The sequence below is a fragment of the Pseudomonas sp. Marseille-Q5117 genome (genome assembly GCF_946901175.1).
Lineage (GTDB): Bacteria > Pseudomonadota > Gammaproteobacteria > Pseudomonadales > Pseudomonadaceae > Aquipseudomonas > Aquipseudomonas iranensis.
In genome coordinates this window covers 1-17,762 of sequence record NZ_CAMPPP010000023.1, presented here as the reverse complement: position 1 = coordinate 17,762, position 17,762 = coordinate 1, and the positions used below count along the sequence as shown (strand labels likewise).

Genomic DNA, 17,762 nt, shown 5'->3' with positions numbered 1-17,762 from the left:
TCTTTGCATGAGAAGTCAGAACCCGCTTTTAACTCATAGCTGCTGGTCAGGTCAGCAATTGCAACTCTGCGCAGACATTGCACAGGATGTGCGTTGGATTATATCCAGACGTCGTTCAAAGCCGTTCTTTCGCCATCTTCATGCCCCGTGTTCAAGATGCCTCGCGGCTCGATCATCATCAGCTTGGCTTCACCTTGGGCAGCCGTGCGATGTTCCACGCCGCGGGGTACCACATAGAGTTCACCTGGATTCACATAGACACAGCCTTCCAGCAGATCAATGCGCAAGGTGCCTTCCAAAACAAGAAATGCTTCATCGGTCTCAGGATGCGAGTGCCAGATGAATTCGCCTTCGATTCGCACAACCTTGAACTGGTAGTCATTCATCTCTGCCACAACCCTGGGACTCCATTGTTGTTCGATCAGCGAAGCCTTATGTGCCAGGTTTACAGGAACTGATGAATATTGATGACGGAGCTCTGCCATGACGAATCCTCTGTGGTTGAAGTCGCCAGCCTATAGAGCAAGGAATAGGGTCTCTTGTACGATCCTGCAACTCAGCGTGCGGCGCGCAATCGTTCCAGCCAGCGCATGGGCGGGATGCCGTAACAGCGGGTGAAATGTCGCGTCATATGACTTTGATCGTGAAACCCCGCGACGAGCGCTGCATCGACCAGGGTAAAACCTTCAACCACCAATGAGCGGAACCGGTCCAGGCGGCGCAGGGTGACAAATCGGTAAGGACTCGTACCGTAAAGCGTTCTGAAGTCGCGTGACAGGCTCCAGCGTTCGCGCCCGCTGGCACACTCGAGCATCTCCAGCGTGATGCATGAATCCAAGTGTTCCAGGATGAACGCTCTGGCACGCTCGGCTGCGCGGTAATCCAGGCGCTTGCGCCCGCGCGGCTTGCCCGCGACGGCACGCAACGCCATTGCCAAGTCATACAGCGCGTCCTGTTGCTCCAATGCTTCCAGCGGATGATCCACTGCTTGCACAAATGTTTCACTGGCATGTAACAGCCGTGGGTCGTTTGAAAGCCCCCCCGTGATAAAAGGCAAGGGCTCGCCACCCAGGATGTTTTGAATCATTGCCGGATCAATGTAAGCCATCCGATAACGAAAGCCTGCATCAGTCCCGGCCATGCCATCGTGAAGTTCGTCTGGATGAAGCACGAGCGTATTGCCGGGGATACCGTGGCGCAACGAGCCTACATAGTGAAAGCTCTGGACGCCCGCCAACGTGCGGCCGATGGAGTAGGTGTCATGTCGATGAGGATCGTAGCCGTGGCTGCCGAACCACGCTTCAATACGCTCGATTCCTCCTGGTTGAACACTGCGGATGACCCAGTCAGTGCTGTCTGGTTGGCCTTTTTTCCTATCCATGAATGCGTACGTTCCCGAGTCTGTTCGGTCGTGGTGATCTGTATGCCGGGAATATACAAGTGCGAGTATTGGCTGTCTGCTTTTGCCTGAAAGCAGTCCATGGTTCCAGCCTTGTCACTGAACCGTCACACCCGCCTCCTACGCTCGACCGATCTCGACCGTCGCCCCAAGAGCCCGCATTCCAAAATGCCGCCCATCACCGCCACCTCCCCACCCCGCCAAAAAATCATCCTGCGCTCCGACAATCTCACCTCTTCCGACTTCGGCGCCCTGTTCTCCAGGCTATTCGGCAACCGCTACGCCGATACTCCGCCGCCGCCCTCCAACATCATCATCGGGGGTGTCTACGGGCGGCACGACGGGGTGAGTTTTCGGCGTATGCATTATCACGGCGACTTCAGCGTCACCCTCCCCGATCCGCAGAACGAAATCACTTTCGTCATCCCTACAGCCGGCAAGATCGTTTTCAACCACGCCACCGAGTCCATTGGCATGGCGCACATCGGTCTGGCGATCGACAAGGCGGATATCCGTTCGATGCGCTTTGTTGATGATCACGCGCATCACGGCATTTCGATCAATCGTCAGCAGCTCACCGAGCGGTTGTCGGCGCTGCTGGAGAAACCGGTCGTGCAGAAGATCGTGTTTGAGCCAAGCGTGGATCTGAATACCCCGGCATTTCAGGGCCTCAAGGCGTTGATCGATCTGGCCACGGGCACTGAGTTCGATGCCTTGATCAACAGCGGCACGCTGATGCCGTCGCGCTTACGCGAGATGTTGATCGATGCGGTGCTGGAGGCGTGGCCGCACAATTTCACCGAGGCATTACGGGGGCCGGCGCCGTGTGTGGCGCCGCGACATGTGAAGGTGGCGATGGAGTTTATTCAGGCGCATCCGCAGCAGTTGGTCAGTGGCATGGATCTGGCGCGGTTGAGCCATGTCAGCCAGCGCGCGTTGCAGGAAGGTTTTCGGCGTTTTGTCGGGATGCCGATCGTGGCGTATCAGCGCCAGGTGCGTTTGCAGCGCGCCTATGAGGCGTTGGTGCGCGGGCATGCAAGCTCCGTGACGGAGGTGGCGTTGCGTTTTGGCTTCAGCAATGTCGGGCGCTTTTGTCAGTATTTTCAAAGCGCTTACGGCGTAAGCCCAGCGGAGTTGAAGGCCAGGCGGTGACCATTCGGTCCGGCGAAACCTGCATTTGATTGAACAGCAGGAATCTCAGGGCGACTAACCCCAGACAGGTCACTTGGCGAAAAGGGGGTTTCCATGACCGAGGATTTCATCGGCTTTTTCACGGCTCACACGATTTTAGGAATTTCACTGGCGAACTGGGTGCTGGCGTTCCTCGCCGCGACACTCAGTTATCTGCTGACCACCACGGCGATCCGTTTCGTGTTCCGCAAGGTGCAGGCGCGGGCCAGCGCCGGCAATGGGCATCTGACCTACATGGCCAGCGAAGTGCTGGCGGCGACCAGCACCACGTTGCTGCTGTTGGCATCGATTCTGGTCGGCATCGGGTTGCTGGATTTGCCGGAGCGCTGGCTCGGGCGGGTCAGCAGTTTATGGTTCGTGGTAGCGGCGTTGCAGGTCGGCCTGTGGACCAACCGCGCGCTGGCGCTGGGGTTGCATCGGTATTTCTCGCGGCATAACGCGACCGGCACTTTTCAGGCGAGCGCCCTGGCGACCCTGAGCCTGTGGGGCGTCAAGGTGTTGCTGTGGGCGGTGATTCTGCTGGCGATGCTGTCGAACCTGGGCGTGAACATCACTGCATTCGTCGCCAGCCTGGGTGTCGGCGGTATCGCGGTGGCGCTGGCGGTGCAGAACATTCTCGGCGACGTGTTCGCCTCGCTGTCGATTGCCGTCGACAAGCCGTTTGAGGTGGGTGATTTCATCGTCGTCGGCACGCTGGCCGGTACGGTCGAGCACGTCGGCCTGAAGACCACGCGCATCCGCAGTCTCGGCGGTGAGCAGATTGTCATGGCCAACGCCGACATGATCGGCAGCACCATTCAGAACTACAAACGCTTGCAGGAGCGTCGAGTGGTGTTCGAATTTCGTCTGACTTACGAGTGCACCAGCGAACAGATCCGCCAGATCACTCAACGCGTTGAAAGCATCATCAAGAACGAAAAACAGGCCCGATTCGACCGCTGCCATTTCCGCAGTTTTGGTGAGAGCGCGCTGGAATTCGAGACGGTGTACATCGTTCTGGACGCCAGCTACAACGTCTACATGGACGTGCAGCAACGCATCAATCTGGCAATCATGGAAGCAGTAAGCGAGCTGGACGCGACGTTCGCCTTCCCGGCGCGCACCGTGCATGTCGCCTCGCTGCCCGAACCCAGCGCGCAGCCGGCAAGCACACAGCAACCTTCGCGTGCGCAGCATGCTTGAGCGCAAGAGCCCGGCAATTTGCCGGGCTCGCTGTGTTCAAAACGCGTAACTGGCCTTCAGTCCGCCATTGAAACCATGGCTGTCACCGCCACCGTTGGCCCCGACCTCAGCGCCTACACTCAGGGCGCCGAGATTGGCCATCAGATTAACGCCGCCGCTGAACTGGTCGCGATTGTCGAACGCCGCGCGCTGCTCGATATCCAGCCCCAGCAGGTGGCCTTCGCTGTCGACTTGCTGATCGCCGAGCGCGCGTTCATAGCCCACGCGAACGCCCGGGACCAACTGCCACGCACCCATCGTCACCGGGGCGAATGACACGTCGAGATTGGCTACCGCGCTGCGGCGGGTCTGCTCGATGCCATCGACGTCGAGCGCCAACTCACTGCCCTTCTCTTTGAAACCTTGCAAGTCGAGATGACTGACGCGAAAGCCCAGGCTCGGTTCGACAATCACGCTGCTCAGCGGCAGGCGATAACCCAACGCCACGGTCACGCCAGTGAGATTGCCGTGAGTGTCGCCCTTGGCAGTGCCGAGACCACCGCCAAGCTCGCGTTTGCTGTCGTAGTCGACATATCCGGCGCTGGCGTTGGCATCGACAAACATGCCGCGCTCAAGGCTGGTTAGGCCGTAACGCGCACCGAGGTTGAGGAAGGTGAAGTCAGTATCGGCCTCGCCACCCGCGCCGCCCACGCTGCCCTTGCTGTAGCCAAAGCTGCCGCGCGCGCTGAGTTGTTCGCTGAAGCGCTGGGTGATGCCGAGCATCAAGCCCTGGCTGTGCTCGTTGCTGCTATCGGCGTGGGCTGAGCCGTCGGTGCCGACGTAGCTGGCGAGCGCGGTGCTCCAGAGGCGGTATTGGCCGACCTTCAAATCGCTGCCGCTGGCGAACGGCGCAGCGGCTTGTTCGATCATCGCGTTCTGCCGCAATAGATAACTGGCCGCATCGGCGTGGACCTGACCGCCGACTTGAGATTCGACACCGCCCAGAGTGCCGGCGTCGATCGCCGATTGCAGGTAGTAGTTATAGGCGCTGTAGGTGCCGGACAGCTCGGAGTTCTGCAACTGCCGCAGCAATTCGGCACCAGCGGCGGCGTTGCCGACCAGCCCGGCCTGCCCCGGCAAGCTGTTGTACTCGACCAGTTTGCCGCGCAGTACGTAAATGGTTTCCTGGGACAGACCGAGGCCCTGCTTGAGGTAGTTGTCCATGCTGCCGTACTCAGCGGCGACCTGGTCGAGACCGGCCTGCAAGTAACTGGCCTGCACCCCGAGCAGCGGCTCGTAGACAGCGGCCATGCTCGGCGGCAGCGCTTTCAGGGTCGCGGCGACACGGGCGGCGGTGTAGTCGTTGGTCGCCAGATAATTGGCCATGATCGTCGCCTCATCGACGCCAGCGATGCTCTGCAACACGGCGGCGGTCCAGCCGGTGCGGTCCTTGCCGGCGGTACAGTGGAACAGCTGCGCGGCGTCGACACTGGCCAGCTCATTGAACAACTGGCCGAACTGCCCGCGCATGCCGGCATCGCTGACGAAAGCGCGGTTGGTTTCCTCCATCATCGCCACGGCCTCGGCGGCGCTGTGGAACGAGATATTGGTGATGTCCGCACCCGAGGTGGTGCTGCCGATGATGTCGATATTGCGATAGGCCGCGCCGCTGATCATCGTGTCAGGCGTGGCGGCAATTTCGCTGGGCGTGCGCAAGTCGTAAATGGCTTTGATGCCGAGGCCATTGAGTGTCGCCAGATCCGCCGCCGACGGCGTCAATGCGTTGGAGCGGTAGAACACGCCGCTGCGCATAACGCCGTCGTGGGCGGTGGAGTAGGCAGTGGTGATGCCGGCGATGTCGCGAAAGTTGTCGATGCCGGACAAGCGCGGCGTGTCGAGGGTGACAGGCTCGGCCGCGTGGGCAGCGGCGATGGACAGGCTCAGAACGGACAGCGAACACAGAAGACGTTGGAACACAGTGCAGCCTCATGAAATCAGCGTTGGGCTGGTCACTATGGGCAGGCGAGTGGGAAGGAATATGACAGTTTCGGCTGGCGACAAAATGCCTGCGCGAATGGGCCGTGGGGTGCGTGATCGGTCCATCAATCCTGCTTGAATGTGTTGAAGATCCCTGTGGCAGCGAGCCTGCTCATGAAAGCGGCGTGTCAGCCGATTATATTCAAACTGAAAAAAAGCTTTCGCGAGCAGGCTCGCTCCCACAGGGTTTGGGGAAGTATCCGTTTTTTCAATTTGTCGCGCGCAATGCCAACCCCTTATAAGACTGCCATCACTTTCAAGAACAAGAGGCTGTACCCATGAGCAACGCCTGGAACGAAGGTTATTTCACCGACGAAGGCTACACCTACAGCTATAGCCGGGAGATCAATCCGGTGTTCCTGCGTTACTGCCTGTTGTTGCGTGGGTTCGCCACGCTGGAAAGCAACGACGGCGTGCACTGCGAACTGGGCTTCGGTCAGGGCGTGTCGATCAACATCCACGCCACCGCCAACCCGGGTTCGTTTGTCGGTACGGACTTTCACCCGGGTATGGCGGCCCATGCCATCGACCTCGCGACTGCCGCCAACAACGGCGCGCGTCTGTATGACGACAGCTTCGAACAACTGCTCGCACGCAACGATCTGCCGCAGTTCGACAGCATCAGCCTGCACGGTATCTGGACCTGGGTCAGCCGCGACAATCAGAAACTGATCGTCGAATTCGCCCGCCGTCATCTGAAACCGGGCGGCATGCTCTACGTCAGCTACAACTGCTTCCCCGGCTGGTCGCCGTCGGCGCCGCTGCGCAATCTGTTCAGCCTGCATGACCGTTTCGCCAATGCCTCGGCGCGCTCCGATGAGCGTATTGACGCCGCACTGGAGTTTTCCGAAGCGTTGCTCGCGGCCAATCCGAAGTATGCCGCTGCGGCGCCGAGTCTCGGCGCGCGGCTGCAAAGCATCAAGGGCCAGGATCGTCACTACGTCGCCCACGAATATTTCAACCGCGACTGGAACTGCATGTACTTCGCCGACATGGTCGACGCGCTGGCCCCGGCCAAACTCGACTACGCCACCACGGCATTGCCGCTGGACTCAATCGACCCGCTCAACCTGAGCGCCGAAGGCATGGACTTTCTGGAAACCATCGAACATCCGATCATGCGCGAGCAAGCGCGGGACTACTTCGTCAACCAGCACTTCCGCCGCGACCTGTACGTGCGTGGCGCGACGCGCCTGTCCGCTGCCGAACGCCGGGCGAGAATGCTGCACAGCCGTTTCGCGTTGCTGCAACCCTGGGAAACTGTCGCGGGTTCGGTCACCGGTCCTGCCGGCGAAGCGACCCTGCAAGCGGAAATCTACGGCCCGGTGCTCGATGCCTTGGCGGCGCAGAACTATGCGGCCAAATCCATGCGCCAATTGCTGTCCGAGACTGCAATGGCTTACGACGACCTCGAACAAGCCCTGGCCGTGCTGATCGGTATGGGCGCGGTCGCTCCGTGCCAGAGCGAGGCCGCCGAGGCGCAGGTCAGCGGTCGCTGCGCCGCGCTCAATCTGCAACTGTGCAAACGCTCGCTGTACGGCGCCAACATCCAGACCCTGGCCAGCCCGGTCACCGGTGGTGGCGTGACGGTCAGCCGCTTCCAGCAGTTGTTCCTGATCTCGATCAAACAGGGCAAACAGCAGCCGGCCGAATGGGCGCAACTGGCGTGGGGGGTGATCAGCGAACAAGGTGAAGTGCTGGTCGACAATGGCCAGCCGCTGCTCACTGCCGAAGCCAATATCGCCGCACTGACCGCACAGGCGCAGGTGTTCGCCGAGCAGACACTGCCTGTACTGAGGGCGCTTAAAATCGCTTGATTGCAAACGAACCAAGGTGGGAGCGAGCCTGCTCGCGAAAGCGCTGGATCAGCCGCCAAATCGGTGACTGACGTACCGCATTCGCGAGCAGGCTCGCTCCCACATTGGTCGAGGAACGTGGCTAAGCCAACCGTCCTGTTTGCGGAACTTTCCGCGCTCTGCCGCCCGTCCTGTCACTTGGCAAAAAACGAAATTTCTGCTGCGCGCCCTCCTCACAAACTATGCATGCGCCAACGCCCACAAGGGCAAGGCGCGATAGCCTGGTCTGAGGAAAATTTGAATGTTCATACATAACAAGCGACTTCAGTACACCGTTCGCGTGGCCGAGCCCAACCCGGGTCTGGCCAATCTGTTGCTGGAACAATTCGGGGGCGCCAATGGCGAACTGGCCGCGGCAGCGCGCTATTTCACCCAAGCCTTGGCTGAAGAAGATCCGGGGCGCAAAGACCTTCTGCTGGACATTGCCACCGAGGAATTGAGTCACCTGGAGGTGGTCGGCTCGATCATTGTCATGCTCAACAAAGGCGCCAAAGGTCAACTCGCCGAAGGCGTTCAGGAGGAAGGCGAGCTGTACCGCGCGCTGAATGGCGCCGGTAATGACTCGCACATCACCAGCCTGCTCTATGGCGCAGGCGCGCCTCTGGTCAATTCGGCTGGCGTACCGTGGACGGCGGCGTATGTTGACTCGATCACCGAGCCGACCGCCGACTTCCGCTCCAACATCGCAGCCGAAGCGCGGGCGAAAATTCTCTACGAACGCTTGATCAACATCACCGATGATCCGGGCGTCAAAGAGGCACTGGGCTTTTTGATGACGCGGGAAATCGCCCATCAACAGTCCTTCGAAAAAGCCCTGCATTCGATCCAGCCGAACTTCCCGCAGGGCAAACTGCCGGGCATGCCGGAGTTCACCAACAAGTACTTCAACATGTCTGGCGAGCCCAACGTTCGTGGTCCATGGAATGAGGGCGGCGTTTGGGAATATGTGGAAACTCCAGAGCCGGCAGTTGACGGCGGTGATGGTCTGGCGACGGTCACCCTTCCGGCAGAAGACGAACAGGTGCTGGAAGCGATGAAGACCCGTACAGCCTCTGACCCACTCAGCGAGCCGGTGACCGGTGCTGATCTGGGCTCCGGTTACGTGCAAGGCAAAGATGTCTGAACCCCGTTCGGCGGCCCCGGATAGGGGTCGCCACTTGCTCAAGGTGATCAACATGAAAAACAGCAAAATCCTGGCACTGACCTCTGAACATTTTCAACGTTTGATGGAGCACGCGTACGCCGGTTTTGAGCTGGACTGCAAACAGGCCTGTCGAGGATTGAAAGTCAGCATGGCGGTAAAGGTTTTCGGCATGGGCAGGCTATTGCCAAACAATTTCGCTGATGAGGACGCCGTCGCCGAGCTGGATGCACCATCTGACATCCACGTCGGCTTACCGGTGATGCCCTTGGACGCCAAGCGCCCTGCGGCGACGCAAACCAACTCGATCAGCGCAGCTTGATATCGGTAACTGGAGGTGGTTATGAGATCTCAAAGAACCCTGAGCTTTTCGTCTCGGCCCGCAGCCGCCCCGAAAGCTTCATTCATGCTCGGCAGCGCAATTTTCTCGGCCGGGATGCTGATCTTGCTCACCGATGTCGCCGGCAAAATACTTTAGGAACAGCGCGACGCTACCGCTCCAGTCGGTAGCATCAGCCGTTAGAGTTTCGGTATGTCGCCTGTGGCCTCGGCAATCGTGGCCAAGGCCCCTTCCATGCTGGCGATGTTGCCGCGCAGATTGTCGAAAACCAGATCCAGAGCGCCTTCTGCATCTACGGTCTGATGCCCTTGAAGGGCAACTGATTTCTCAGCCTCCGTCTGCTGGAGTTCATTGACGCTCGTTCGAAGCGCCATCAGTTGATCGAAGATAGCCGCGATCTGGGCCTGACTTTTGTGACTCATCTAATTCCACCCCAGCCTTGCCATGATTGCCTTGCGGTACGGCGTGTCAATCTGCTTCGGGACCTGTTGTATGTAGTCGCGGGCATGCTCATAGGCTTCACCAGTCAGGCCGCCCAGATAGGCAACCGCGTCATCAACAGTAGGCACCAGACCTTCAATATTTGCGAATCTCGGGGGTAGTCCAGTCCAGATCACCGCGTCCAGTTGGCGGCGCAGCGCCCATTCAGCGAGGACGCCCACAGGGGAATGACCGGTTGTAAAACTGCCGATACCATGCGCCCTCTCTGCTGGCACGCCTTCGCGAACGCGCAGTGCCTCTCACCAACGAATGTCTTCAGAACAGTACGGCGGCGGCTTCCCTCATGAAGATCTCGATGGTCTTCGGCCCCACCCCGTCAAACTCGGCCAAGCGCTTCTCCAGCGCCTTACGGTCGGCGCTCGCTGCGACGATATTGCTCACCTTGCCTGCGTATTCGCTGTTGAGCTTGTTGGCCAATGCGAGCAATCGCGCGGCAGTGCTTTCGTCGTAACGCACATAGCGAGCCTGGCCCAGCATCGAAACCAGTTGCCGGTGAGTGCAGTTGGCGAGTTTCTGCGCGGTATCCTTGCCATGCTGCTCTACTATGACTTGATAGGCCTTGGCGGCAATCGGCCCCTGAATTCTCTTGCCCATCAGAAAACTGGCAATCAGCCACTTGAACAGGCCGGTTTCGCTGGCGTCTTGCAGATCGATGTCCAAGTCACGTGCAGTGATGATTTCGCTCACAGGTGTCACCTTCAAGCTGGCCGCAATTAGCAATGTTGACCCGGCGAGATGGCAAACGATCCGGCAGCCTCTGGGCAATAAATTGAATCCCGAACGGGAAAGGATGGTCATCTTCAGAAGATGAGAGATGGCAAGCATAAGGACCCTTATATGCTCGGTCGCACACGGCCCGAACCGAAGGAACACGAGGACGCGGGAACGGCTCCCATCAAAGCTGCCAGCGACATAGCTGCATTCCGTCTCACGGTGATTTTCATGCTGATGGTCATCCTCGCCTTTCTGGGTGTGGAAGGATGGCGGACATGGCGTGACTATCATGCGGCCTTCTCGTCGGCGCGCGATTCGGTGACCAACCTCGCTCGGGCGACTGCCCAGCATGCCGAGGATGCCATTCGACAAGTCGATGTCTTGACCGCTGCGTTAGGCGAGCGCGTAGAAGGCGACGGCCTGCAAAACATCAACGTGCCGCGTATCCACAGGTTGCTGGTCCAGCAGGCCAAACTGATGCCGCAGCTGCACGGGCTGTTCATTTACGGCCCGGACGGCCATTGGATCGTCACCGACAAGGAAATGATCCCGGACCCTGCGAACAACGCCGACCGCGATTATTTTCAATATCACCGCAACCATACCGATCGAAATGTGCGTATCGGCAAAGTCGTCAAAAGCAAATCCACGGACGACCTGATCATCCCGATCTCCCGGCGCTTGAATAACCCGGACGGCTCCTTCGCCGGCGTACTGCTGGGGACAATCAAGGTCAGTTACTTCGTCGACTACTACGGTGATTTCAAGATCGATGACAAGGGCGCACTGGTACTGGCGCTGCGTGATGGAACGATTCTGGTACGACGTCCCTTCATCGCCTCTGTAATCGGTCAGAGTCTGGCCGACAGTGAGGTTTTCAAGACTTACCTGCCGTTTTCCAACGAGGGCATCGCTGAGGTCAGAGCCATCGTCGACGGCACCGAGCGCTTGTATGGTTACCGAGCGTTGACCACGTACCCGATGGTGGTTGAAACGGGACTTTCCCGCGAATCGATCATCGCGCCGTGGCGCTGGGACCTGATCAAAACCGGGTTTGTGTTGTTTTCGGTGATATCGGCTTTCACGGTTTTCGGACTGATCGTCCTGAGACAACTGCGCCAGAGAATGGTGATGGAAAAGGATCTGCGTCGGGCCCACCAAGCCATGAAAGACATGGCCTTGACCGACAGCCTCACCGGGCTGGCCAACCGCCGACGGCTGGACACTGCTCTGGTCGACGAGATTCGCTTGGCCAGACGGCAAGCTTCGTCAATTTCACTGATCATGATCGATGTTGATCACTTCAAGCTCTACAACGACACCTATGGGCACGCGGCCGGTGACGATTGTCTGAGCGCCGTCGGCAATGCGATTGCGCAAGCGGTAAAGCGACCCGGTGACCTTGCCGTCAGGTATGGCGGCGAAGAGTTTTCCGTGCTGCTGCCCAATACGGATATCCGAGGGGCGGCGCTGGTTGCTCAGGAAATACTTGCGGCCATTCGGTCATTGCGGATCGAGCATATTGCTCATCCGCAAGGTCATGTCACCGCCAGCGCCGGGATAGCGGTTGGCAAGCCAGCCGAACAGGACGTGACCCCGGCCACGCTGATCGATTCGGCTGACAAGATGCTTTATGCGGCGAAGCAGAACGGCCGGGATCGATACTGCAATGGCGGGGAAAGCGGGTTGCAATGCGACGGACCGTGAAGGTCAGTTGGTCTGGCTGACCACTTGAATATCCATCAACCCGACGCGCGCGGCGTGCTCAAGAATCTCTTCCGGCGTCGAGTCTGCAGTCGGCATGACCAGGCTGTTTTCCGCATCGCCCAGATGCAGTTCCAGCAGATGCATCGCCGCGTCGTGCTCGGCCAGTTGCGCTTCCTTGAGTTCGAGCAGATAAGTACGAGGCTCGCCGTTGAAACGGTATTCGATGTGATAGGTGTACATGATGTCGTCCGCGTCGGTGGGAAAAGGCAGTGTTTATCCTGACGCGACGGTCAGCTTTTAGTTCAACCTGACTGCCATTTTGCGTTTGCAAACAAACTTTTTGCGCAGCGAAGCGTCCTCTTCTTAACTCTCCATAACAGCTGATCACAGCTAAGGACTGGCAATGACTTTTTTCATCTTCCTTCTCGCCTGCGCGGCGGCCGCAACCACTGGTGTGATGTTCAAACCCGGCCCGTGGTACGAATCGCTGACCAAACCCTCTTTCACCCCGCCCAACTGGGCCTTTCCCGTAGCGTGGACGATCATCTACCTGCTGCTGGCCTGGGCCGGTTATCGCTTGAGCCTGATCCCCGGCAGCCAAACGGTGCTGGCCTTGTGGGCTGCGCAAATCGCCCTGAACACGCTGTGGACGCCGGTGTTCTTCGGCGCGCATCAGGTGCTGGCGGCGCTGGTGATTCTGGCGGTGCTGTGGGTGGTGGTCGCGGTGATGGTCGTGCTCGCCCTGCAACTGGACGTGGTCACCGGGCTGATTCTGTTCCCGTACCTGGCGTGGCTGTGCGTTGCGGCGGCGCTGAACTGCTCGATCCTGATGAAGAATCGTCTGTGAGCGATTTTCCGTGGCCACAAGGCGAGCGCGAACTGGCGCAGGTTCGCGCCTTCAACAAAAAACTCGCCTGGCTGCCGCGCTTCAAGATCCGTAATCGACTCACTCCACGGCTGATTCAGGCGTTGCTGCGGGCGGGTCAGCTCGGCGGCGACGGCAAGCTGCGCCAGCATGGGCTGAGCGCCGAACGGAAGATCATCGACACGGTGCCCGTGCGCATCATCCGACCCAAGGGCAAAGCCAAAGGCGTGGTGCTGGATTTCCATGGTGGCGGCTGGGTGATCGGCAATGCGCAGATGAACGACAACTTCAACATCGCCATCGTCAACACCTGCGACGTGGCGGTGGTGTCGGTTGATTATCGGCTGGCCGTTTCGACGCCGATCGAGGGCTTGCTGGAAGACTGCCTGCGTGCCACTCGCGGCATCTTGAACGATGGCGAATTTGCCGGGCTGCCCGCAGTGGTCGTTGGTGAATCCGCCGGCGGTCATCTGGCGGCGGCCACCCCGCTCGCCCTCAAATCTTCGCCCGAACTGCTGCAACGGATCTGCGGCGCGCTGCTGTATTACGGCGTCTACGACCTGACCGGCACACCCAGCGTGCGCACCGCACCCGCCGATACTCTGGTGCTCGACGGCCCCGGCATGGTCGAAGCGTTGCGCCTGCTCACGCCGGACATCAGCGACGAACAACGACGCCAGCCACCGTTGTCACCGCTGTATGGCGATTTCAGCGGGCTGCCGCCAGCGTTGCTGTTCGCCGGTGACCTCGATCCGCTGCTGGATGACACGCGGCTCATCGCCGAGCGCTGGCAACACGCGGCGCCGGTGGAGATGAACGTGCTGCCGGAATGTCCGCATGGCTTCATCCACTTCCCCACCGCCACTGCTGACCATGTGCTCGCTTACAGCCGCAAGTGGATTTCGGCGCGAGTGGCAAGCTACTCAGCGAAATCCGCCGAAATCAGCCCGGCGCTTTCGTAGCTGCCGATTGCATGGCGAGCCGTAAAAAACCGAGATAAGCAAAAGGCGCCCTCCCCGGCGCCTTTTTTGTTGGCGCTGAACCCTGCGCGATCGTTTACCCCATGCCGATTGTGGTTCAAACCGTAAACAGTCTTTACCCGATCCGCGCCTGTTTCCCCCGCCAGCCGCCGCATAGAGTCTGTTCCAGCAGCACACTCAACTTCAGCAAAGGAAAATACCCATGAAAGTCTCAATGCTCGTCCTCGCACTCTTCGGCTTCAGCTCGGTGGTCATGGCTCAGGACTCGACTACCACGCCACCCGTCGAGCAATACACCTACGCCAGTCACCTCGACGTCGCCAAAATCATCTCGGAAGATCCCGTGCCGGATGTCTGCGCCGTAGTGCCGGTACACATGACTTATCAGGATTCCCAAGGCAAGCAGCACATCCTGCAATACGAGGTCATGGGCAGCGGCTGCAGCAACGGTTGATCAGGCCAATACCTCGCACACCCATTGCGTCTCAGAGTTGGCTCGCTGAGACGCAAATGCCTTTACCGCTTCAATCGATCAGCGCCTGAGCAGTGCTCGCCAACTGCGCGCCCACCCGGGTTTTCAAGGTATCGATGAATCGCGTGATCTTCGCATCGACAAACTGGCGAGACGTGTAGACCGCGTAAACATTGCGCTCGTAGGTGTGGTAATCGGGCAGCACCCGCACCAGCCTGCCGGTACGCAAATCGTCGATCGCCGTGAAGCCTGCCAACAGACCAATCCCCGCCCCTTCGCGAATGGCCACGGCCATTGCATCCATATCGTTCACGCTGAAACTCGGCCCGCTCGGGATGAACGTCGCATCGCCCGCCTTGCTTTTGAGCTGCCATTCATCGCGCACGTAATCCACGGTACCGAGCAGCAGGCATTGATGATCGCAAAGCTGTTCCGGCGTTTTCGGTGCGCCATGCCGCGCCAGGTATTGCGGGGATGCCACCAGTACACAGTGACTGACGCCGATCTTCTGGCTGACATACGCCGAATCAGGCAGCGTTCGCGCGATCAGAATGGACACGTCCAACTGATCCTCAAGCAGATTGGGCATGCGTTGGGAGAGCATCAAATCGACGGTCACTTCGGGGAACGCCTGGCGATATTCCAGCACCGCGCCGGTCACCAGTTGCCGAGCCAGTCCGGGCACGCAGTGCACCCGTAACGTCCCTCGTGGTTGCAAGGCGGCATTGCTCGCCTCGGCTTCGGCGCTTTCCAGGTCAGCGAGAATCTTCACACAGCGCTCATAAAACCGCCGGCCCGCATCGGTCACCGAGAGACGCCGGGTCGAGCGTTGCAACAGGCGGGTGTCGAGCACGTTTTCCAACGCCGAGACCGCACGCGATACGTTGCCAACGGTGGAGTCGAGATGGTTGGCCACGGCAGTGAAACTGCCCATCTCGACTACCTTGATGTACACCGACATGTTTGAAAGTTTATCCATCCTGATCGTCCTGTAGACCTGCCACTCACTGCGGATAAGGTCGGATGCTACACGCTCGCTCCTGCGCTCGATATTACCTTCTGGGACAACAATGATTCCCTCGCGGCCGGCTAAATCAAACGGCACGCCTTCCATAGACTGGATTCCACGGGACGCCTGAACCACTGCGTACAAGGCGCCGAATGAATCCTCAACCATGAAGGCGACATCCATGAACACTCCTTACGATCCGCTCTATCTTTTCATCGGTGGTCAATGGCTTACCGCCCAAGACCGCGCTACCGCCGCCGTGGTCAACCCGGCAACCGGCGAGGAACTCGGCCAAGTGCCACTGGCCACCGCCGAAGACCTGGATCACGCCCTCGAAGTGGCCCGACTGAGCTTCGACCAATGGCGCCAGACCGTGCCGGACCAGCGCGCAAAAATCCTCAAGCGCGCCGCCGACCTGATCCTCGAACGCGCCCCGCACATCGCTGCGCAAATGACACTGGAAGAAGGCAAGCCAGTGCGCGAAAGCCTCGATGAAGTAACCCGTGCGGCGGAATATTTCGAGTGGTTCGCCGAAAGCGCACGACGCATCGACGGCCGTGTCGTACCGGCCAATCGTCCGGGTGTTCTGCAACTGGTCAAACGCCAAGCCATAGGCCCTGTGGCAGCGTTCACACCGTGGAATTTCCCGGCCATCACCCCGGCGCGCAAGCTCTCGGCAGCGCTGGCCGCCGGTTGCAGTGTGGTGCTCAAGCCCGGCGAGGAAAGCCCCTCCACCGCGCTGGCCCTGGCCCGTGCGCTGGACGATGCCGGCTTGCCCAAAGGCGTCCTGCAAGTGGTGTTCGGTGTGCCGGATCAAGTGTCCAGCCATTTGATTGCCTCACCGATCATTCGCAAAGTGACCTTCACCGGTTCGGTGCCGATCGGTCGGCTGCTCTCGGCCCGCGCTGCCGAAGGCGTCAAGCCGATCACCCTGGAACTGGGTGGCCACGGCCCGGTGCTGGTGTTCGCCGACGCCGACATCGAAAAAGCTGCTGTGGAAGGCGTCGCCAATCGCTTTCGCGGCACCGGTCAGGTGTGCATTTCCTCGACTCGCTTCCTGATCCAGCGCGAGGCCTATGCCGAGTTCGTCGAGCACTTCGTCGCGGCCACCCAAGCGTTGAAAATCGGCGATGGCATGGATCCGCAAACCCAGGTCGGCCCTCTGGCCAACCCACGGCAACTGGCGAAGATGGAGCAACTGATCGCCGACGCCGTCGAGAAAGGCGCGCGGGTGCTGGCCGGTGGCGAAGCGTTGCCGGGCGCGGGCTTCTTCTTTCAGCCCACCGTATTGGCCGATGTGCCAATGAATGCGCGAGTCATGCACGAAGAACCCTTTGGCCCCATCGCGATACTGATGCCTTTCGATGAGTTGAGCGACGGCCTGCAAGAAGCCAACCGCCTGCCCTACGGCCTTTCGGCCTACGCGTTCACTTCCAATGCGCGCACCGCGATCGACGTCGCCGATGGCCTGGAGGCCGGAATGATTGGCATCAACCAGTACCGCATCGTCGCCACCGAGCTGCCCTTCGGCGGCATGAAAGAAAGCGGCCACGGTTCCGAAGGCGGCATCGAAGGCATCGAGCACTACCTCACCAACAAATTCATCAGCCAGGTTTAAGGGGAATTCCATGTCGACTATCGATTTCAGCAGCCCACGCGAAGCCGCCCGTGCCTTCACCCCGAAACTGGCGCAATTTGTGGACTCAACGCTGTACCCGCAGATCTGGAGCGACCCCGCCTTGTCACCCCGCGAGCGCAGTCTGATCACTGTCGCTGCGCTTATTGCCGGCGGCCACTGCGAAGAATTACCCGCGCACCTGCGCCGCGCTGTCAGCAATGGCGTGAGCCATGAAGAGTTGTCGGCGGCGATCACTCACCTGGCCTTTTACGTCGGTTTCCCGGGCGCCATCACCGCCTCGGCCATCGCCAATGCCACCCTTGCCGACACGGAGCAACGCTGAGATGAAAGCCATCAACCTGAAAGCATTCGGCTCGGCAGAAGTGCTGCAACTCGGCGAAGCGCCCAACCCTGAAGTACGCCCGACCGACCTGCTGGTGCGGGTCTATGCGGCCGGCGTGAACCGTGCCGACCTGACCCACCGAACCGGCGGCTACGGCCATGCGAACTTTGGTGACTCGTTGATCATCGGTCTGGAGATCGCCGGGGAAGTGCTGGAGACCGGCAGCGAGGTGAGCGGATTCGCCGTCGGCGACCGGGTGATGGGCGTGGTCGGCGGCGGTGCCTACGCCGAACTGGCGCGCATCGACTACCGCATGGCCATGCCGATTCCGGCGCAGCTCGACTATGTGCACGCCGCGGCGATTCCCGAAGTGTTTGTCACCGCCCACGAAGCGATGCTGCACCTGGCCCGACTCAAGTCAGGTGACT

The 17,762-nt window shown here is 59.9% G+C and carries 19 protein-coding genes; 12 read left to right on the top strand and 7 right to left on the bottom strand.

Going from position 1 to position 17,762, the window contains the following annotated elements; all coding sequences use genetic code 11:
- Nucleotides 1-98 precede the first annotated feature (98 nt).
- Nucleotides 99-485: a cupin domain-containing protein gene (locus tag OC605_RS26105; protein ID WP_125926132.1), complete on the bottom strand. Its 387-nt coding sequence runs from the start codon at nt 483-485 to the stop codon at nt 99-101.
- Between the two features lie 71 nt (nt 486-556).
- Nucleotides 557-1,381, bottom strand: coding sequence for an AraC family transcriptional regulator (locus OC605_RS26100; protein ID WP_129998497.1), 825 nt, complete (start codon nt 1,379-1,381; stop codon nt 557-559).
- A 186-nt stretch (nt 1,382-1,567) separates the two neighbouring features.
- Here OC605_RS26100 and OC605_RS26095 point away from each other — a divergent pair, with 186 nt between their 5' ends.
- Both OC605_RS26095 and OC605_RS26090 read left to right on the top strand, forming a co-directional pair.
- Nucleotides 1,568-2,551, top strand: a complete 984-nt coding sequence (locus tag OC605_RS26095) for an AraC family transcriptional regulator (RefSeq protein WP_262140318.1) — start codon at nt 1,568-1,570, stop codon at nt 2,549-2,551.
- A 93-nt stretch (nt 2,552-2,644) separates the two neighbouring features.
- Nucleotides 2,645-3,772 (top strand): mechanosensitive ion channel family protein, encoded by a 1,128-nt coding sequence (locus OC605_RS26090; protein WP_262140285.1) that lies wholly within the window; start codon nt 2,645-2,647, stop codon nt 3,770-3,772.
- A gap of 36 nt (nt 3,773-3,808) precedes the next feature.
- Here the strand turns inward: OC605_RS26090 and OC605_RS26085 are convergent, their stop codons facing one another.
- Complete coding sequence (locus OC605_RS26085) at nt 3,809-5,728, bottom strand: tyrosine-protein phosphatase (protein ID WP_262140284.1); 1,920 nt, start codon at nt 5,726-5,728, stop codon at nt 3,809-3,811.
- Nucleotides 5,729-6,066: 338 nt separating this feature from the next.
- On the opposite strand from OC605_RS26085, the gene OC605_RS26080 reads away from it, so the two are divergent.
- The 3 genes from OC605_RS26080 (at nt 6,067) to OC605_RS26070 (ending at nt 9,107) form a co-directional block, all read left to right on the top strand.
- A complete protein-coding gene (locus OC605_RS26080) occupies nt 6,067-7,605 on the top strand; it encodes a class I SAM-dependent methyltransferase (protein WP_262140283.1) in 1,539 nt (512 codons plus the stop codon).
- Between the two features lie 280 nt (nt 7,606-7,885).
- Nucleotides 7,886-8,767, top strand: a complete 882-nt coding sequence (locus OC605_RS26075; protein ID WP_130903024.1) for a manganese catalase family protein — start codon at nt 7,886-7,888, stop codon at nt 8,765-8,767.
- Nucleotides 8,768-8,819: 52 nt separating this feature from the next.
- Nucleotides 8,820-9,107, top strand: a complete 288-nt coding sequence (locus OC605_RS26070) for a hypothetical protein (RefSeq protein ID WP_262140282.1) — start codon at nt 8,820-8,822, stop codon at nt 9,105-9,107.
- Between the two features lie 197 nt (nt 9,108-9,304).
- Here the strand turns inward: OC605_RS26070 and OC605_RS26065 are convergent, their stop codons facing one another.
- Nucleotides 9,305-9,547 (bottom strand): hypothetical protein, encoded by a 243-nt coding sequence (locus OC605_RS26065; RefSeq protein WP_262140281.1) that lies wholly within the window; start codon nt 9,545-9,547, stop codon nt 9,305-9,307.
- A 334-nt stretch (nt 9,548-9,881) separates the two neighbouring features.
- Nucleotides 9,882-10,313 (bottom strand): DNA methylase, encoded by a 432-nt coding sequence (locus OC605_RS26060; RefSeq protein ID WP_262140280.1) that lies wholly within the window; start codon nt 10,311-10,313, stop codon nt 9,882-9,884.
- 150 nt (nt 10,314-10,463) lie between these two features.
- Between OC605_RS26060 and OC605_RS26055 the strand changes: the two genes are divergently transcribed.
- Entirely contained in the window at nt 10,464-12,047 is a 1,584-nt protein-coding gene (locus OC605_RS26055) for a sensor domain-containing diguanylate cyclase (RefSeq protein WP_262140279.1), read from the top strand.
- 3 nt (nt 12,048-12,050) lie between these two features.
- Here OC605_RS26055 and OC605_RS26050 read toward each other — a convergent pair whose 3' ends face one another.
- Nucleotides 12,051-12,287 carry a hypothetical protein gene (locus OC605_RS26050; protein WP_262140278.1) on the bottom strand — a complete coding sequence of 79 codons (237 nt, stop codon included), beginning with the start codon at nt 12,285-12,287 and terminating at the stop codon, nt 12,051-12,053.
- Between the two features lie 163 nt (nt 12,288-12,450).
- Between OC605_RS26050 and tspO the strand changes: the two genes are divergently transcribed.
- From tspO to OC605_RS26035, 3 genes are all read left to right on the top strand, one after another.
- Nucleotides 12,451-12,894, top strand: coding sequence for a tryptophan-rich sensory protein TspO (gene tspO / locus OC605_RS26045; RefSeq protein ID WP_041480509.1), 444 nt, complete (start codon nt 12,451-12,453; stop codon nt 12,892-12,894).
- Nucleotides 12,891-13,874, top strand: a complete 984-nt coding sequence (locus OC605_RS26040) for an alpha/beta hydrolase (protein ID WP_262140277.1) — start codon at nt 12,891-12,893, stop codon at nt 13,872-13,874. The genes tspO and OC605_RS26040 overlap by 4 nt, the downstream gene beginning before the upstream one ends.
- A 220-nt stretch (nt 13,875-14,094) precedes the next feature.
- Nucleotides 14,095-14,346, top strand: coding sequence for a DUF2790 domain-containing protein (locus OC605_RS26035; RefSeq protein WP_039758903.1), 252 nt, complete (start codon nt 14,095-14,097; stop codon nt 14,344-14,346).
- 70 nt (nt 14,347-14,416) lie between these two features.
- On the opposite strand, the gene OC605_RS26030 is transcribed toward OC605_RS26035, so the two are convergent.
- Nucleotides 14,417-15,343, bottom strand: coding sequence for a LysR family transcriptional regulator (locus OC605_RS26030; protein ID WP_262140276.1), 927 nt, complete (start codon nt 15,341-15,343; stop codon nt 14,417-14,419).
- A gap of 211 nt (nt 15,344-15,554) precedes the next feature.
- Between OC605_RS26030 and OC605_RS26025 the strand changes: the two genes are divergently transcribed.
- From OC605_RS26025 to OC605_RS26015, 3 genes are all read left to right on the top strand, one after another.
- Complete coding sequence (locus tag OC605_RS26025; protein ID WP_262140275.1) at nt 15,555-16,991, top strand: NAD-dependent succinate-semialdehyde dehydrogenase; 1,437 nt, start codon at nt 15,555-15,557, stop codon at nt 16,989-16,991.
- 10 nt (nt 16,992-17,001) lie between these two features.
- Nucleotides 17,002-17,334 carry a carboxymuconolactone decarboxylase family protein gene (locus OC605_RS26020; RefSeq protein WP_110599182.1) on the top strand — a complete coding sequence of 111 codons (333 nt, stop codon included), beginning with the start codon at nt 17,002-17,004 and terminating at the stop codon, nt 17,332-17,334.
- Nucleotide 17,335: 1 nt separating this feature from the next.
- Nucleotides 17,336-17,762: alcohol dehydrogenase catalytic domain-containing protein (locus tag OC605_RS26015; protein WP_262140274.1), on the top strand; the 427-nt coding region annotated here is incomplete at its 3' end.

Coding starts and splice junctions, on each gene's coding strand:
- OC605_RS26065 (WP_262140281.1), bottom strand. CDS start 9,547: ATGAGTCACAAAAGTCAGGCCCAGATCGCGGCTATCTTCGATCAACTG.
- OC605_RS26050 (WP_262140278.1), bottom strand. CDS start 12,287: ATGTACACCTATCACATCGAATACCGTTTCAACGGCGAGCCTCGTACT.
- OC605_RS26100 (WP_129998497.1), bottom strand. CDS start 1,381: ATGGATAGGAAAAAAGGCCAACCAGACAGCACTGACTGGGTCATCCGC.
- OC605_RS26055 (WP_262140279.1), top strand. CDS start 10,464: ATGCTCGGTCGCACACGGCCCGAACCGAAGGAACACGAGGACGCGGGA.
- OC605_RS26080 (WP_262140283.1), top strand. CDS start 6,067: ATGAGCAACGCCTGGAACGAAGGTTATTTCACCGACGAAGGCTACACC.
- OC605_RS26090 (WP_262140285.1), top strand. CDS start 2,645: ATGACCGAGGATTTCATCGGCTTTTTCACGGCTCACACGATTTTAGGA.
- OC605_RS26030 (WP_262140276.1), bottom strand. CDS start 15,343: ATGGATAAACTTTCAAACATGTCGGTGTACATCAAGGTAGTCGAGATG.
- OC605_RS26105 (WP_125926132.1), bottom strand. CDS start 485: ATGGCAGAGCTCCGTCATCAATATTCATCAGTTCCTGTAAACCTGGCA.
- OC605_RS26075 (WP_130903024.1), top strand. CDS start 7,886: ATGTTCATACATAACAAGCGACTTCAGTACACCGTTCGCGTGGCCGAG.
- OC605_RS26070 (WP_262140282.1), top strand. CDS start 8,820: ATGAAAAACAGCAAAATCCTGGCACTGACCTCTGAACATTTTCAACGT.
- OC605_RS26025 (WP_262140275.1), top strand. CDS start 15,555: ATGAACACTCCTTACGATCCGCTCTATCTTTTCATCGGTGGTCAATGG.
- OC605_RS26020 (WP_110599182.1), top strand. CDS start 17,002: ATGTCGACTATCGATTTCAGCAGCCCACGCGAAGCCGCCCGTGCCTTC.
- tspO (WP_041480509.1), top strand. CDS start 12,451: ATGACTTTTTTCATCTTCCTTCTCGCCTGCGCGGCGGCCGCAACCACT.
- OC605_RS26035 (WP_039758903.1), top strand. CDS start 14,095: ATGAAAGTCTCAATGCTCGTCCTCGCACTCTTCGGCTTCAGCTCGGTG.
- OC605_RS26095 (WP_262140318.1), top strand. CDS start 1,568: ATGCCGCCCATCACCGCCACCTCCCCACCCCGCCAAAAAATCATCCTG.